13 protein-coding genes are annotated in these 14,852 nt (G+C 66.6%); 9 read left to right on the top strand and 4 right to left on the bottom strand.

Translation table 11 applies throughout. From position 1 onward, the window contains the following. Positions 1-17 precede the first annotated feature (17 nt). Positions 18-2,126, top strand: coding sequence for a polyribonucleotide nucleotidyltransferase (gene pnp, locus ACZK3W_RS15600; RefSeq protein ID WP_032128652.1), 2,109 nt, complete (start codon positions 18-20; stop codon positions 2,124-2,126). 120 nt (positions 2,127-2,246) lie between these two features. On the opposite strand, the gene ACZK3W_RS15595 is transcribed toward pnp, so the two are convergent. Next, positions 2,247-3,233, bottom strand: a complete 987-nt coding sequence (locus ACZK3W_RS15595; RefSeq protein ID WP_369352666.1) for a tetratricopeptide repeat protein — start codon at positions 3,231-3,233, stop codon at positions 2,247-2,249. Positions 3,234-3,455: 222 nt separating this feature from the next. On the opposite strand from ACZK3W_RS15595, the gene ACZK3W_RS15590 reads away from it, so the two are divergent. Together ACZK3W_RS15590 and ACZK3W_RS15585 are read left to right on the top strand one after the other, a co-directional pair. Further along, entirely contained in the window at positions 3,456-4,646 is a 1,191-nt protein-coding gene (locus tag ACZK3W_RS15590) for a glycosyl hydrolase family 18 protein (RefSeq protein ID WP_197615942.1), read from the top strand. A gap of 90 nt (positions 4,647-4,736) precedes the next feature. Then, complete coding sequence (locus tag ACZK3W_RS15585; RefSeq protein WP_049401221.1) at positions 4,737-5,129, top strand: VOC family protein; 393 nt, start codon at positions 4,737-4,739, stop codon at positions 5,127-5,129. Positions 5,130-5,258: 129 nt separating this feature from the next. Here ACZK3W_RS15585 and ACZK3W_RS15580 read toward each other — a convergent pair whose 3' ends face one another. Genes ACZK3W_RS15580 through ACZK3W_RS15570 form a run of 3 tightly spaced genes read right to left on the bottom strand, consistent with a single transcriptional unit; the run spans position 5,259 to position 7,388 of the window. Continuing rightward, a complete protein-coding gene (locus ACZK3W_RS15580; protein WP_197615941.1) occupies positions 5,259-6,818 on the bottom strand; it encodes a PepSY-associated TM helix domain-containing protein in 1,560 nt (519 codons plus the stop codon). Between the two features lie 10 nt (positions 6,819-6,828). Continuing rightward, complete coding sequence (locus ACZK3W_RS15575; RefSeq protein WP_197615948.1) at positions 6,829-7,092, bottom strand: hypothetical protein; 264 nt, start codon at positions 7,090-7,092, stop codon at positions 6,829-6,831. Continuing rightward, positions 7,092-7,388 (bottom strand): hypothetical protein, encoded by a 297-nt coding sequence (locus ACZK3W_RS15570; protein ID WP_005410439.1) that lies wholly within the window; start codon positions 7,386-7,388, stop codon positions 7,092-7,094. Before ACZK3W_RS15570 ends, ACZK3W_RS15575 begins: the two co-directional genes overlap by 1 nt. A gap of 429 nt (positions 7,389-7,817) precedes the next feature. Here ACZK3W_RS15570 and thrS point away from each other — a divergent pair, with 429 nt between their 5' ends. The 6 genes from thrS (at position 7,818) to pheT (ending at position 14,837) form a co-directional block, all read left to right on the top strand. Next, positions 7,818-9,719: a threonine--tRNA ligase gene (gene thrS / locus ACZK3W_RS15565; RefSeq protein WP_032128659.1), complete on the top strand. Its 1,902-nt coding sequence runs from the start codon at positions 7,818-7,820 to the stop codon at positions 9,717-9,719. 48 nt (positions 9,720-9,767) lie between these two features. After that, complete coding sequence (gene infC / locus ACZK3W_RS15560) at positions 9,768-10,310, top strand: translation initiation factor IF-3 (protein ID WP_005410437.1); 543 nt, start codon at positions 9,768-9,770, stop codon at positions 10,308-10,310. A gap of 266 nt (positions 10,311-10,576) precedes the next feature. Then, positions 10,577-10,774: a 50S ribosomal protein L35 gene (gene rpmI, locus ACZK3W_RS15555; RefSeq protein WP_005410436.1), complete on the top strand. Its 198-nt coding sequence runs from the start codon at positions 10,577-10,579 to the stop codon at positions 10,772-10,774. Between the two features lie 11 nt (positions 10,775-10,785). Continuing rightward, entirely contained in the window at positions 10,786-11,145 is a 360-nt protein-coding gene (gene rplT / locus ACZK3W_RS15550) for a 50S ribosomal protein L20 (RefSeq protein WP_006380762.1), read from the top strand. A gap of 193 nt (positions 11,146-11,338) precedes the next feature. Then, complete coding sequence (locus tag ACZK3W_RS15545; protein ID WP_005417865.1) at positions 11,339-12,334, top strand: phenylalanine--tRNA ligase subunit alpha; 996 nt, start codon at positions 11,339-11,341, stop codon at positions 12,332-12,334. 121 nt (positions 12,335-12,455) lie between these two features. Next, a complete protein-coding gene (gene pheT / locus ACZK3W_RS15540) occupies positions 12,456-14,837 on the top strand; it encodes a phenylalanine--tRNA ligase subunit beta (RefSeq protein WP_197615940.1) in 2,382 nt (793 codons plus the stop codon). Positions 14,838-14,852 lie beyond the last annotated feature (15 nt).

The following is a 14,852-nucleotide window of genomic DNA, read 5'->3' as shown; positions in this document are numbered from 1 at the left end:
CCCCAAGGACACCCTCCGTGGCAAAAATCACCAAAACCTTCCAGTACGGCAAGCACACCGTCACGCTCGAGACCGGCGAAGTCGCCCGTCAGGCCAGCGGTGCCGTCATCGTCAAGATGGACGACACCGTACTGCTGGTCACCGCCGTCGCCGCCAAGAGCGCGCGCGAAGGCCAGGACTTCTTCCCGCTGACCGTCGATTATCAGGAAAAGTTCTACGCCGGCGGCCGTATCCCGGGTGGTTTCTTCAAGCGTGAAGGCCGTGCGACCGAGAAGGAAACCCTGATCTCGCGTCTGATCGACCGTCCGATCCGTCCGCTGTTCCCGGAAGACTACAAGAACGAAGTGCAGATCATCGCCACGGTCATGTCGCTGAACCCGGACGTGGACGGTGACATCCCGGCCCTGATCGGCGCCTCGGCTGCCCTGGCCCTGGCCGGCACCCCGTTCATGGGTCCGATCGGCGCTGCCAAGGTCGGTTACAAGAACGGCGAGTACATCCTGAACCCGACCGTCAGCGAACTGGCCGACTCGCAGCTGGAACTGGTTGTCGCCGGTACCTCCAACGCCGTGCTGATGGTCGAATCCGAAGCCGCGCTACTGTCCGAAGAAGTGATGCTGGGCGCCGTGACCTTCGGTCACCGCGAAATGCAGAAGGTCATCAACGCGATCAACGAGCTGACCGTCGAAGCCGGCACCAAGCCGTCGACCTGGGAAGCCCCGGCCAAGAACGACGCGCTGATCTCCGCCCTGAAGGAAGCCATCGGCCCGCGCCTGGGCGAAGCCTTCCAGGTGCGCGACAAGCTGCAGCGCCGCGACGCCATCTCGGCGATCAAGAAGGACGTGGTCGAAACCCTGGCTGGCCGCGTTGCCGCTGAAGGCTGGAACCCGGCCGAGCTGTCGAAGGAATTCGGCGAGCTGGAATACCGCACCATGCGTGACTCGGTGCTGGACACCAAGGTCCGTATCGACGGCCGTGCGCTGGACACCGTCCGCCCGATCGCCGTGAAGACCGGCGTGCTGCCGCGTACCCACGGTTCCTCGCTGTTCACCCGCGGCGAAACCCAGGCCATCGTGACCATCACCCTGGGCACCGCCCGTGATGGCCAGGTCATCGATGCCGTTGCCGGTGAGTACAAGGAAAACTTCCTGTTCCACTACAACTTCCCTCCGTTCTCGGTGGGTGAGTGCGGCCGCATGATGGGCCCGAAGCGCCGCGAAATCGGCCACGGTCGCCTGGCCAAGCGCGGCGTGCTGGCTGTCATGCCGTCGCTGGAAGCCTTCCCGTACACCATCCGCGTCGTCTCGGAAATCACCGAGTCGAACGGTTCCTCGTCGATGGCCTCGGTCTGCGGTTCGTCGCTGGCCCTGATGGACGCCGGCGTGCCGGTGAAGGCGCCGGTTGCCGGTATCGCCATGGGTCTGGTCAAGGAAGGCGAGCGCTTCGTCGTCCTGTCCGACATCCTGGGTGACGAAGATCACCTGGGCGACATGGACTTCAAGGTGGCCGGTACCGCTGAGGGCATCTCCGCCCTGCAGATGGACATCAAGATCGAAGGCATCACCGAAGAGATCATGAAGCAGGCTCTGCAGCAGGCCAAGGCTGGCCGTCTGCACATCCTGGGCGAAATGGCCCACGGCCTGACCGCTCCGCGTGAAGAGCTGTCGGACTACGCGCCGCGCCTGCTGACCATCAAGATCCACCCGGACAAGATCCGCGAAGTGATCGGCAAGGGTGGTTCGACCATCCAGGCCATCACCAAGGAAACCGGCACCCAGATCGACATCCAGGATGACGGCACCATCGTCATCGCTTCGGTCAATGCCATCGCTGCCCAGGCCGCCAAGGCCCGCATCGAGCAGATCACCTCGGACGTCGAGCCGGGCCGCATCTACGAAGGCAAGGTCGCCAAGATCATGGACTTCGGTGCGTTCGTCACGATCCTGCCGGGCAAGGACGGTCTGGTCCACGTGTCGCAGATCTCCAGCGATCGCGTCGAGAAGGTCGGCGACGTGCTGAAGGAAGGCGATGTGGTCAAGGTCAAGGTGCTGGAAGTCGACAAGCAGGGCCGTATCCGCCTGTCGATGAAGGCCGTGGAAGAAGGCGACGCCGTCAGCGCCGAATAATCGGCGGTGGGTGTCAACCTTGGTTGACACGCTCCTGGAATCGCTGAAATGAAAAAGCGGGCTTCGGCCCGCTTTTTCTTTGCCTGGAATCCTGTGGATGAGGACCGTTGGTCCTTGCACTTACGCGTCTTCTTCGTCCTCACCCAGCCACCAGACCTGGCCTGGCTCCGGGTCGCTCAGCGGGTGCTCGCGCTGTTCGATGGCCTCCAGCACCCGGCCGGGGGCTGCAGCGACCCACACCGCCATGAGCTTTTCCACCGCAGCCCGGCCCTGTGCGGCCACGCCGAGGTCACGTTCGCGTCTCCATTGGTCTTCATCTGGCGCCTCATCACCATGCTGGTGCGGCGTGCCGTAGCTGCAGCGACGGCACAGCCGGCGCACGGTGGCTGTCCAATCCTCGACCATGCCGATGCCGGGCAGGGTGATGGCCTGCAGGGCAGCGATGTCATCGGCCGAATCGCACTGCACGAACACGGTGAAGGTCGCCATGTCCGATGCCTGCAGGCGCTGCATCGCGTTGAACACCGGCACCTGGCGCTCGCCGTAGGCACGCTGGCCGGTCGAGGCGCCGTCGTGCAGCACGATGTCGCCGAAGCGGAAGCCGCTTTCGGGCAGCGGTACGTTGTCGATGCGTGCACGCACCGGATCAATGCGGCTCATGTACACCACTTCGGCGTCGGACCATGGCGCCAGGCGCACGCAGGCCACGCCGAAGTGGCCCTCGATCGGGCCCTCGCCTTCGGGCAGGGTGATGCCACAGCGGGTCCACTGGCGTCGTGCTTCGGCCCAGTCCGCCATGCCGGTGGCGGCGATGCCGGCATTCCAGGCAGTGGCGACATCGAACTCGCCGCGCAGCTGCTCCGATCGCAGGTTGTCCTGCAGTGAGGCAGCCCAGTCGCGCAGATACTTGTGCGCCAATCCGCGCATGTAATGCAGGTACGGCACTTCGGGGGCGAGTGCGATCAGCTCGCCGAACAGCGCCACCGCCCGCTGCAGGTTGCCTTCGTGGAAGGCGTCGTAGGCGCGTGCCTCCAGGGCCTGGCCTTCGTCGAGGGTTTCGTCGTCCAGCAGGTCGCCGTCGTCGAGGTTGTCGTGGTCGGTGCTCATGTCCATGCGCGGTTGAAGGTCCGCGGCTACCTTAGCCGATGCGCGAGCCCGCGAACGCGGCGTCGGCGTGTGTCCTGCTGCAGTGCATGAGGGTCGTTGCATGACTGGCGCGTTGTCGCCATTCGGCGGGATGCACCTGTCCACTGGACGACATGCCACGACAACCGTCCCACAGCCCCATCCGTTTGCTAACGTGGCTGCGCCTTCGAACCGGGAGACCCCATGTTCCGCCAGACCGTGGCTGCCCTTGCCGTGCTGATTGCCGGTGCCTTGCCCATTGCCCTGCATGCGGCGCCCGTGCAGCCGCCGATCTTCGGTGCCTACTACCCCGGTGGTTCGGCCGAGCGCTACCCGGTGTCGAGCATTCCGGCCGAGCGCCTCACCCACCTGTTCTATGCGTTCTCCACCATCGAGGACGGGCGCTGCACGATCGGCGCGGAAGCGCCGAAGAATTTCGCGGCGCTGGCCGAGCTGAAGAAGGCGCACCCGCATCTGCGCACGCTGATCTCGATCGGTGGCTGGGGCGCAGGTGGATTCTCCGATGCAGCGCTGACCGAGGGCAGCCGCAAGCGCCTGGTCGACTCATGCATGGCGCTGTTCTTCGATCGTCATGCTGGCAGTTTCGATGGCGTGGACATCGACTGGGAGTTCCCGGTCAGTGGCGGACCGAAGGAGCTGGCACACCGCCCGCAGGACCGCGCCAATCTGACCCGGCTCGCGCAGGCGTTCCGCGTGGCCCTTGATGCGCATGGCCGCAAGGCGGGGCAGCCGACGCTGTTGACCGCCGCACTGGCCGCCGGTCGCCTGCAGACCGATGGCCCCTACGATCCAGCCGCAAGCTATGACCTGCCGGCGCTGGCCAAGGTGTTCGATTTCATCAACCTGATGAGCTACGACATGGGCACCGGCTTCTCGGCGGTGTCGACGTTCAATGCGCCCCTGCATGAAGTGCCGACCGATCCGCTGGCGCCGGAACTGCGGCGCTGGAACAACGTTGCCGGCGCGGTGCAGTACTATCGCGAGCGCGGGGTGCCAGCCCACAAGCTGGTGCTGGGTATGCCGTTCTACGGGCGCGGCTTCAAGGTCACCGGCGATGCACCGGACGGTCTGTATCAGGCCTACAGCGCACCAGCCGATGCCGGCGATTGGCGGGTGATCAAGGCGCGTTATCTCGACCAGCCGGGCTGGACGAAGCACTGGCAACCACAGGCGCAGAGCCCGTGGCTGTACAACGCCGAGCAGAAGGTTTTCATCAGCTATGAAGACCCGCGCTCGATCGGCCTGCGTGCGCAGTTCGCCCGCGAGCAGGGCCTGGCCGGCGTCTTCATGTGGGAGCTGACCGGCGACGACGAACAGGCCAGCCTGCTCAACGCCATGCTGGGCCCCTGGCAGAAGGCACGCATCGGCGATTGAGCTGCATCAGGCGATGTCCGGCGCAACGCCGCAACGCCATCGGCCCGACCCCGCACAGCATGTCCATGCCCGCAGCATTACGCTGCGGGCATGATCCATCTCGAACGCCTGGACCATCTGGTCCTCACCGTCGCCGACATCGACCGCAGCTGTGATTTCTACCAGCGCGTGCTCGGCATGCAGGTCGTGCGCTTCGGCGCCGGTCGTACCGCGCTGCAGTTCGGCCAGCAGAAGATCAACCTGCATCCGGCCAGCGCCCCGCTGCAACCGCATGCGCTGCGGCCCATGCCGGGCAGCGCCGATCTGTGCCTGGTCACGCGCACGGCGACGACCGATGTGCTGGCCCACCTGCAGGCGCAGTCCGTTGCAGTGGAGGAGGGGCCGGTCGCACGTACCGGCGCGCTGGGGCCGATCGAATCGGTGTACTTCCGCGACCCGGATGGCAACCTGATCGAAGTGAGTCGTTACCCCGGCGAGGCATGATCCTGCTTGGGTAGCGTTGAGCTTGCTCGACGGAGCTTGGCGCGAAATCAACAGCTGTCGAGCATGCTCGACGCTACAGGGGGCGTTGCGCGTAACGGTCGGTAGCGCCGGGCCATGCCCGGCGACGGCTCAGTTGGCCCAGACGCTGTTGGGGTCGCCGTTGCGGGCGCGGCGTTGGCTGGCCACAGCCAGGCGGGCGAAGCCGAAGGCCATGGCCAGCGCGATGGCATCGACCCAGAACAGCGGCCAGTGGCCACGCGCAGCAGCACGCCACAGCCAGTCACCATTGAGCGCGCCATGCAGGATCGGCACCAGCGCGGTGCTGATCGCCGCCGCCCACAGCAGTTCGCGTGCCGCCTGCGCCGGGCGTCGCAGCGCGGCCCACAGCGCACAGGCCGCCCAGCTGCCGAAGCAGGCCCAGCGGATGCCGTGATCGACCGCGGACGGTGCCAGCCGCTCCAGCACCAGTGCGGTGACGAACGCCACCGAAATCGCAACGCACAGCCCGATGCAGACGCCGACCGTGGCCCGTGCCATGTTCACCCCGGCACGCGGTTGCTGCGGCTGGCGACGCTTGCGCCGCGATTCGATCCACAACAGATTGCCGGAGTAGAACAGGAAGGCACCGCCAAGGCCGAGCAGAAAGTACAGCCAGACCACCACGCCGTTGCCGAACTCGCCGAAGTGCAGGGCATAGGCCGCGCTGAGCGTGGCGTGGTTGGCGTCGCGCTGGCCGGGCAGCTGCGAGGCCAGGACGTTGCCGGTGGCCACGTTCAGTGCCACCGCGCCGAGCGGGCCGAGCGTTCCGGTGGATTCGCCGGTGATCTCGATGGTGGCGTTGGCATCGCCGGCGTTGGCCAGCTTCAGGTAGGCCGGTTCGAAATTGGCCACGCCCTGTGCGCGGGCCACTTCAAGCGCGCGTGCATGCAGCACGCGCAGGCTGCCCGGCGGTGCCGGGATGCCGCTGGCGTCGCGCACGGGCGCGGTGTCCATTGCGGTCGGTACCGCCTGCAGGGCCTTGCCGTCGTAGATCAGCGGGTTGAGCAGGGCCATCTGCACGAACACCAGGCAGAGCAGGGCGCCAGTGACCGCGAACATCAGGTGGAAGGGCAGGCTGAGCACGCCGATCACGTTGTGCGCGTCCTGCCACAGTTGTTTCAGGTTGCGGCCCGGACGCAGTGCGAACAGATCACCGAACAGCTTTGGCAGGTGGATCACCAGGCCGCTGAGCAGGGCCATGCCATACAGCAGGCTGACGATGCCCATCACGTAGATGCCGGCCACCGGCAGGCCGAGGCTGTAATGCAGCTCGTTGACCAGTTCGGCCAGCCCGGTCTGTGGCGGCGTCGGGCTGCCGGCGATCTGTCCCGGCCAGGCGTAGCGCCAGCTGCCGTCATCGGCCTGCCAGTAGGCCAGTGGCTGCGGGTGTTCGGTGCCGGGGAAGGTCATGCCGACGTGGCGGCGCGCTTCCGGATGCGCGGCAAGCACGTCTTCCAGCAGGTACTGCGCGTCGTCCAGGCCGGCGGGGAGTGCGGTGGCTGCACCGGGCGTCTGCCACAGCGGCAGGTCGTGGTGGAACAGGGTCAGCGCACCCGCGTAGAAGGCCACGAACAGGCCGAAGCCGGCAACCAGGCCGACCCAGGTGTGCAGGGTGGTGAACGTGCGCAGCGTCTGCGAACTGAACTTCATGGGAAAGGTCTCATTGCACCGCGCCGGTCAGGCGCAGCAGCCCGAGCACGGCAAAGCCGGCGGCGGCGCTGCCGGCCAGCACCAGCCAGGCGCGCAGCGCGCTGCGGAAACTGAACGCCCAGAGGGCGGCCAGCATCCACAGCGGGATGAAGGCGATGAGGGTCGGCACCAGCGCCCGTTGCCACGGGCCGGGCGGCAGCCAGGTCACCAGCCCGGTGACGGCGGCGGCCAGGAGGAAGCCGGCCACGATGCCGGCGAAGGCGCGCGGCCACATCACGGCGACTCCGTGCCGGGGCGGTGCCAGGCCGCCAGCGCCGGCAGCAGCATGGCGGCCAGCATCCAGGTGCACAGCATCGCCACCAGGCCGGCGGCAAAACCAAGCTCGGCCATCCACAGCCACAGCGCGGCGGCAGCGGCGACCAGGCCGATCTGGCGGCCAAGGCGGCCGGCACGGCGCAGGCGCGGCCAGCGGCAGTGCGGCGAGGCGGCATAGAACGCCAGCGCCGAGAACATCGCCGCCAGCATGCCCAGGCTGCAGAAGCCGAGCGTGGAAAGGCCGACGGTGATCATCGCGGGCGGCCAGCGTGGCAGCGGGCCGGCGAACGCGGGGCACGGGCGGGGCCGGCGGGAGCCGGTCGGAGCGGGTGGCGCATCACGGGGTCCTGGGGGAAAGCGGGCAGGCTGGCACAGGGCGGCCTGCGCCGACATGGTAATCATTGCAATTTCACGCCGCCAGCGAGACCCATTCAGCGGACCGTACGGTAGGCCTTGGGCTTTCCCCTGCGCTGGTTTAAGATCAGCGTAGAACCCTGACTGGAACAAGGTGGCCCGCGCCCAGCGCCGGCCGAGCGTGCGACATGAGCACTACCACCGCCCACTGTTGACCTGCCCCCGAAGGCCCTGTGTTCCAGGCGCCCTCGCGGCGCTTTTTTATTGCCCGGGCGCCGCCCCGGGAACGCTTTCCAGCCCGCCCAGCGGGCCCCGCACGAAGCCACTGCGATGATCAACATTACTCTTCCCGACGGCAGCCGCCGCGAATTCGAAAATCCCGTCAGCGTCATGGAGGTCGCCCAGTCGATCGGCGCCGGCCTGGCCAAGGCCACCATCGCCGGTGCCGTGGATGGCGTGCTGGTCGATGCCAGCGACGTCATCGACCACGATGCCAGCCTGCGCATCATCACCGCCAAGGACGAGGAGGGCGTGGAGATCATCCGCCACTCCTGCGCCCACCTGGTCGGCCACGCCGTCAAGCAGCTGTACCCGGACGTGAAGATGGTGATCGGCCCGGTGATCGCCGAGGGCTTCTACTACGACATCTACTCCGAGCGCCCGTTCACCCCGGACGACATGGCCGCGATCGAGAAGCGCATGGGTGAACTGATCGCCCAGGACTACGACGTCATCAAGAAGGTGACGCCGCGCGCCGAAGTGATCGAGATCTTCAAGGCCCGTGGCGAGGACTACAAGCTGCGCCTGATCGAGGACATGTCCGACGACATCCAGGCGATGGGCATGTATTACCACCAGGAATACGTGGACATGTGCCGCGGCCCGCACGTGCCGAACACGCGCTTCCTGAAGGCCTTCAAGCTGACCCGCATCTCCGGTGCCTACTGGCGCGGTGACGCGCAGAACGAGCAGCTGCAGCGCATCTACGGCACCGCCTGGGCCGACAAGAAGCAGCTCGAGGCGTACATCAAGCGCATCGAAGAAGCCGAGATGCGCGACCACCGCCGCATCGGCAAGCAGCAGGACCTGTTCCACCTGCAGGAAGAAGCGCCGGGCCTGGTGTTCTGGCACCCGAAGGGCTGGGCACTGTGGCAGGTGGTCGAGCAGTACATGCGCAAGGTGTACCGCAAGACCGGCTACGGCGAAGTGCGCTGCCCGCAGATCCTGGACGTGAGCCTGTGGCAGAAGTCCGGCCACTGGGACAACTACCAGGACGCGATGTTCTTCACCGAATCGGAGAAGCGCACCTACGCGCTCAAGCCGATGAACTGCCCGGGCCACGTGCAGGTGTTCAACCAGGGCCTGCACAGCTACCGCGACCTGCCGATCCGCTATGGTGAGTTCGGTGCCTGCCACCGCAACGAGCCGTCCGGCGCGCTGCACGGCATCCTGCGCGTGCGTGGTTTCACCCAGGACGACGGCCACGTGTTCTGCACGGAAAACCAGGTCGAGGCGGAAGTGACCGCGTTCCACCAGCAGGCGCTGGCGGTCTACCAGCACTTCGGCTTCGATGAGATCCAGGTCAAGATCGCGCTGCGTCCGGAATCGCGCCTGGGCGATGACGCCACCTGGGACAAGGCCGAGGGCGCGCTGCGCTCGGCACTGTCCAGCAATGGGGTGGAGTGGCAGGAGCTGCCGGGCGAGGGCGCCTTCTACGGCCCGAAGATCGAGTACCACCTCAAGGACGCGATCGGCCGTACCTGGCAGCTGGGCACGATGCAGGTCGACTTCATGATGCCGGGCCGTCTGGGCGCCGAGTACGTGGACGAGAACAGCCAGAAGAAGCACCCGGTCATGCTGCATCGCGCCATCGTGGGCTCGATGGAGCGCTTCCTGGGCATCCTGATCGAGCACCATGCCGGCCAGTTCCCGGCCTGGCTGGCGCCGACCCAGGTGGTGGTGGCCAACATCACCGACGCTCAGGCCGAGTACGTCTCGGGCGTGACCAAAACCCTTGCGGAGCAAGGCTTCCGCGTCAGCTCGGATTTGCGTAACGAGAAGATCGGCTATAAAATCCGCGAGCATACGTTGCAGCGCGTGCCCTACCTGCTGGTCATTGGTGACCGCGAGAAGGAAAATGGGGCTGTGGCGGTGCGTACGCGTTCTGGCGAAGACCTGGGCAGCATGAGCCTGCAGGCCTTCATCGAGCGGCTCCAGGCCGAGGGCGCGTAAGCAAAGGTCCGGTCCGGGGGCACAGGCACCCGGACCGGTTCGATACCCTTGGGAGAACGTAATATCAGCACCCCTGACAACAAACAGAACCGCAAGAATCAGGAAATCCGTGTGCCGCGCGTCCGCGTGATCGGCAGTGACGGAGAAATGATCGGCGTGTTGTCGCGCGACGAAGCGCTGTCCATGGCCGAAGATGAAGGCCTGGACCTGGTCGAAATCCAGCCGCAGGCCGATCCGCCGGTCTGCAAGATCATGGACTTCGGCAAGTTCAAGTTCGAAGCGCAGAAGAAGGCCAGCGAGGCCAAGAAGAAGACCAAGCAGGTCGAGATCAAGGAAGTGAAGTTCCGTCCGGTCACGGACGAGGGCGACTACCAGATCAAGCTGCGCAAGATGCGCGGGTTCCTCGAGGATGGTGACAAGATCAAGGTCAACATCCGTTTCCGTGGCCGTGAAATGAGCCACCAGGAACTGGGCCGCGAAATGGCCAACCGGATCGAGACCGATCTGGGCGAGGACATCGTCATTGAATCCCGTCCGCGCCTGGAAGGGCGTCAGATGGTCATGATGATCGCGCCGAAGAAGAAGACCTGAGGCCTGACGGGCCGCCTTCCGGGGCGCCTGGCTGAATGGTTCAGGGTAGAGGGACGCCATGGGCGTCCCTTTGCTTTTGCAGGAAGCCGGTGAATTGCCGGCGAAAGGGTTGCAGGGGCTGGTGGCAGGGCGGTTTTGCCTGTATCATGCCCGGCTCGACCCACCCAGGACGGGTCGTACGCCGATCATGGCAGGACGGAAAGAGCGGCCCAGGCCGCCGCCAGATCAGTCAGAAACCAGGGTCATATCCCATCAAGGACATTGCAATGCCCAAGATCAAGACCAACCGGGCAGCGGCCAAGCGTTTCCGCAAGACCGCCTCGGGCAAGTACAAGTGCGGCCACGCCAACCGTAGCCACATCCTCACGAAGAAAGCGACCAAGCGTAAGCGTAATCTGCGTCAGACGGGCCATGTCCGTGCAGAAGACGCAGGCCGTCTGGACCGCATGCTCCCTTACCTCTGAGGAACTGAAAAATGGCACGAGTTAAGCGTGGCGTACAGGCGCGTCGCCGCCACAAGAAGATTCTGGATCTCGCCAAGGGCTATTACAACGCCCGTCGCAAGGTCTTCCGCGTCGCCAAGCAGGCGGTCATCAAGGCACAGCAGTACGCCTACATCGGCCGTAAGCAGAAGAAGCGCAACTTCCGTTCGCTGTGGATCACCCGTATCAATGCGGCTGCCCGCATCAACGGCCTGAGCTACAGCCGCTTCATGAACGGTCTGCTGAAGGCCGGCATCACCCTGGATCGCAAGGTCCTGGCTGACATCGCCGTGCACGACGCAGCCGGCTTTACCGCGCTGGCCGAAAAGGCCAAGGGCGCGCTGGCGGCATAAGTCCTTCCCGATGCCGTAACCGTTCACTCGGAACGGTGTCAGGTCAAGGCAATGCATGGGGAAGGGCGCAAGTCCTTCCCCATTCTTTTTTGGGTCCCGGTGAGGCCATGACGGCAGCGCGGGGACGGCGGTGGCGACAGGGGTCGGCCCTTCGCGCATCGCGATGGCAGATCGACTGGAGTTCCGGCCCCCCATGAGCGACATCCAATCCCTCACCACCCAGGCGCTGGCCGATGTGGCCGCCGCACAGAGCCCCGACGTGCTGGAACAGCTGCGCGTGGCCCTGCTTGGCAAGAGTGGCAGCATCACCTCGCAGCTCAAGCAGCTCGGCGCCCTGCCGGCCGACGAGCGCAAGGCCGCCGGTGAAGCGATCAACCAGGCCCGCGACGCGCTGACCCGCGCGCTGGGCGAGCGCAAGGCGCTGCTGGAAGACGCGGCACTGGATGCGCGCCTGGCCGCCGAAGCCATCGACATCACCCTGCCGGGCCGCAATGGCGACCGCGCCGGCCTGCATCCGATCACCCGCACCCTGGAGCGCATCACCGGCATCTTCGGCAGGCTGGGCTACGAGCTGTCGGAAGGGCCGGAGATCGAGGATGACTGGCACAACTTCGAGGCGCTGAACTTCCCGCCGCACCACCCGGCGCGCGCCATGCACGACACCTTCTACTTCGGTGACGGCCGCCTGCTGCGCACGCATACCTCCGGTGTGCAGGTGCGCTACATGGGCGACCACGCGCCGCCACTGCGCATGATCGCCGCCGGCAAGGTGTACCGCAGCGACAGCGACCAGACCCATTCGCCGATGTTCCACCAGGTGGAAGGCCTGCTGGTGGACGAGCATTCGACCTTCGCCGACCTGAAGGGCACGCTGGCCGAGTTCGTGCGCGCCTTCTTCGAGCGCGACTTCGAGATGCGCTTCCGCCCCAGCTACTTCCCGTTCGTTGAACCGGGCGCGGAAGTGGACATCGCCTGGCAGCAGCCCGATGGCAGCACCCGCTGGCTGGAAGTGCTCGGCTGCGGCATGGTCCATCCGAACGTGCTGCGCAACGTCGGCATCGATCCGGAGCGCTACACCGGCTTTGCCTTCGGCATGGGCGTGGAGCGCTTCGCGATGCTGCGTTACGGCGTCAACGATCTGCGCGCGTTCTTCGAGAACGATGTGCGCTTCCTGAAGCAGTTCGCGTAAGTCGCAACCGTGTAGCGCCGAGCCATGCTCGGCTGCTTTTCTGGATGGACGCCTCCTTGCGCATGCGCTGGGCGACCACAAAAACCGCAACGGGAGGCACGCCTCCCACCAGGGTGACACCATGAAATTCTCCGAAAACTGGCTGCGCAGCCACGTCCCGACCCGCGCTTCGCGCGATGAACTGAGTGCGGTGCTGACCGCCATCGGCCTGGAAGTGGAAGACGTGACCGCGCTGGGCGAGGGCCTCGAGCACGTGGTCGTGGCGCGCATCGTCGACGCCGTACGCCATCCGGAAGCCGACCGCCTGCAGGTGTGCAAGGTCGATGCCGGGCAGGGCGAGCTGCTGCAGATCGTGTGCGGCGCACCGAACGCACGTCCGGGCCTGGTTGCGCCGCTGGCGATGGTCGGCGCGCAGATTGGCGAGCTGAAGATCAAGCCGGCCAAGCTGCGCGGTGTCGAGTCCAATGGCATGCTGTGCTCGGCCAAGGAGCTGGGCCTGGACAACGATGCCTCCGGCCTGCTGGAGCTGCCGGATGACGCACCGGTCGGCCAGGCTCTGGTCGAGTACCTGGGCCTGCCGGACGCCAGCATCGAGATCAAGCTGACCCCGAACCGCGCCGACTGCTTCAGCCTGCGCGGCATCGCCTACGACGTCGCCGCGGCCACCCGCAGCGACGTGCTGGATTTCACCGCCGAGGCGATTCCCGCCATCGGCAGCCGTGAGCTGGCCATCCAGCTCGACGCCGGCGCCGAAGCACCGCGTTACCTGGGCCGCGTCATCGAAGGTGTCAACGCCGCCGCCAAGACCCCGCTGTGGATGGCCGAGCGCCTGCGCCGCAGCGGCGTGCGCCCGGTCTCGCTGCTGGTCGACATCACCCAGTACGTGATGCTCGAGCTCGGCCAGCCGATGCATGCCTACGACCTGGGCACCCTGCAGGGCAGCATCGCCGTGCGCCGTTCGCGTGCCGGCGAGAGCCTGAAGCTGCTGGACGGCCGCGACGCCGCGCTGGACGACAGCTTCCTGGTGGTGACCGACGCCGATCGTGCGGTCGGCCTGGCCGGCCTGATGGGCGGCTTCGACACCCGCGTCACCGACGCGACCACCGCCGTATTCCTGGAAGCCGCACACTTCGCGCCGGCCGCGATCATGGGCCGTGGTCGCAAGCTGGGCCTGCACACCGATGCCGGCCACCGCTTCGAGCGCGGTGTCGACCCGGCACTGCCGCGTACCGCCATCGAGTACGCCACCCGCCTGGTGCTGGACCTGGCCGGCGGCACCCCGGCGCCGGTCACCGAGGCCGTGCGTGAGGCCGATCTGCCGCAGCCGGCAACCATCGTGCTGCGCCGCGCCCGCATCACCCGCGTGCTCGGCATCACCATCGACGATGCGGAAGTGGAGCGCATCCTGCGCGCGCTGGGCATGGACGTGGTTGCCACCGCCGACGGCTGGCAGGTCACGGCGCCGAGCCGCCGCTTCGACATCGCCATCGAAGAAGACCTGATCGAAGAGCTGGCGCGCATCCACGGTTACGAGCAGATCCCGACCACGCTGCCGGGCGGCGCCTCGCGCGTGGCGATGCCGAGCGAGACCCAGCTGGACGCACTGAGCGTGCGCCGCCAGCTGATCGCCCGTGATCAGCAGGAAACCGTCAACTTCGCCTTCGTCGACGATGCGCTGCTGAGCCAGTGGCAGCTGCGCGACAACCTGGTGCCGCTGGCCAACCCGCTGTCGGCCGAACTGGCGGTGATGCGCCCGTCGCTGCTGCCAGGCCTGGTCGCCACGTTGGGCCGCAACGCCGCCCGCCAGATCGGCCGCGTGCGCCTGTTCGAACTGGGCCGCGTGTTCGCCCAGCAGGCCGGCGACGGCCGGCCGGCGCCGCTGGAAACCCCGCGCGTGGCCGCTGCGGTCTGTGGTGATGCACAGGCACTGCAGTGGGGCCTGCCGGCCCGCAAGGTCGATTTCCATGACCTGAAGGGCGATCTGGAATCGCTGGCGGCTGCCAGTGGTGCGGTACTGGAGTTCCGCCCGTCGGCCCGCCCCTACGGCCACCCGGCCCGTTCGGCCGAGGTGTTCCGCGATGGCGTGGCGATCGGCTGGATCGGGCAGATCCACCCGCGTCTGGCCAAGGCAATGGACATCGAAGCCGACGTCTATGCCTTCGAACTGGACCTGGAGCCGCTGACCGCCCGCCGCCTGCCGCGTGCCGGCGAACTGTCGCGCTTCCCGGCAGTGCGTCGCGACCTGGCATTCCTGGTGCCTGAACAGGTGGCCTGGGCCGATCTCGCGGCCACCGTCCGCCAGGCTGCTGGCCCGCTGCTGCGCGACCTGAACCTGTTCGACCGCTACGTCGGCCAGGGCGTCGAGCCGGGATTCAAGAGTCTCGCTATGGGCTTGATTTTGCAGGACAAGTCGCGCACTCTGACGGACCGCGACGTGGATGCGGTGGTGGCCGAGGCGGTCACTGCCATCGAGCGTGAACATCACGCCCGGATCCGCGGCTGAGCGGGCAGCACTCGG

Source organism: Stenotrophomonas sp. 80084_Sma (assembly GCF_056481995.1).
This window is presented reverse-complemented; position numbering and strand designations above follow the sequence as displayed.

Bases quoted from the DNA above. Each gene is read 5' to 3' on its own strand.
- ACZK3W_RS15595 (WP_369352666.1), bottom strand. From the start codon at position 3,233: ATGAGCACCGACCACGACAACCTCGACGACGGCGACCTGCTGGACGAC.
- ACZK3W_RS15590 (WP_197615942.1), top strand. From the start codon at position 3,456: ATGTTCCGCCAGACCGTGGCTGCCCTTGCCGTGCTGATTGCCGGTGCC.
- ACZK3W_RS15585 (WP_049401221.1), top strand. From the start codon at position 4,737: ATGATCCATCTCGAACGCCTGGACCATCTGGTCCTCACCGTCGCCGAC.
- ACZK3W_RS15580 (WP_197615941.1), bottom strand. From the start codon at position 6,818: ATGAAGTTCAGTTCGCAGACGCTGCGCACGTTCACCACCCTGCACACC.
- ACZK3W_RS15575 (WP_197615948.1), bottom strand. From the start codon at position 7,092: ATGTGGCCGCGCGCCTTCGCCGGCATCGTGGCCGGCTTCCTCCTGGCC.
- ACZK3W_RS15570 (WP_005410439.1), bottom strand. From the start codon at position 7,388: ATGATCACCGTCGGCCTTTCCACGCTCGGCTTCTGCAGCCTGGGCATG.
- thrS (WP_032128659.1), top strand. From the start codon at position 7,818: ATGATCAACATTACTCTTCCCGACGGCAGCCGCCGCGAATTCGAAAAT.
- rpmI (WP_005410436.1), top strand. From the start codon at position 10,577: ATGCCCAAGATCAAGACCAACCGGGCAGCGGCCAAGCGTTTCCGCAAG.
- rplT (WP_006380762.1), top strand. From the start codon at position 10,786: ATGGCACGAGTTAAGCGTGGCGTACAGGCGCGTCGCCGCCACAAGAAG.
- ACZK3W_RS15545 (WP_005417865.1), top strand. From the start codon at position 11,339: ATGAGCGACATCCAATCCCTCACCACCCAGGCGCTGGCCGATGTGGCC.
- pheT (WP_197615940.1), top strand. From the start codon at position 12,456: ATGAAATTCTCCGAAAACTGGCTGCGCAGCCACGTCCCGACCCGCGCT.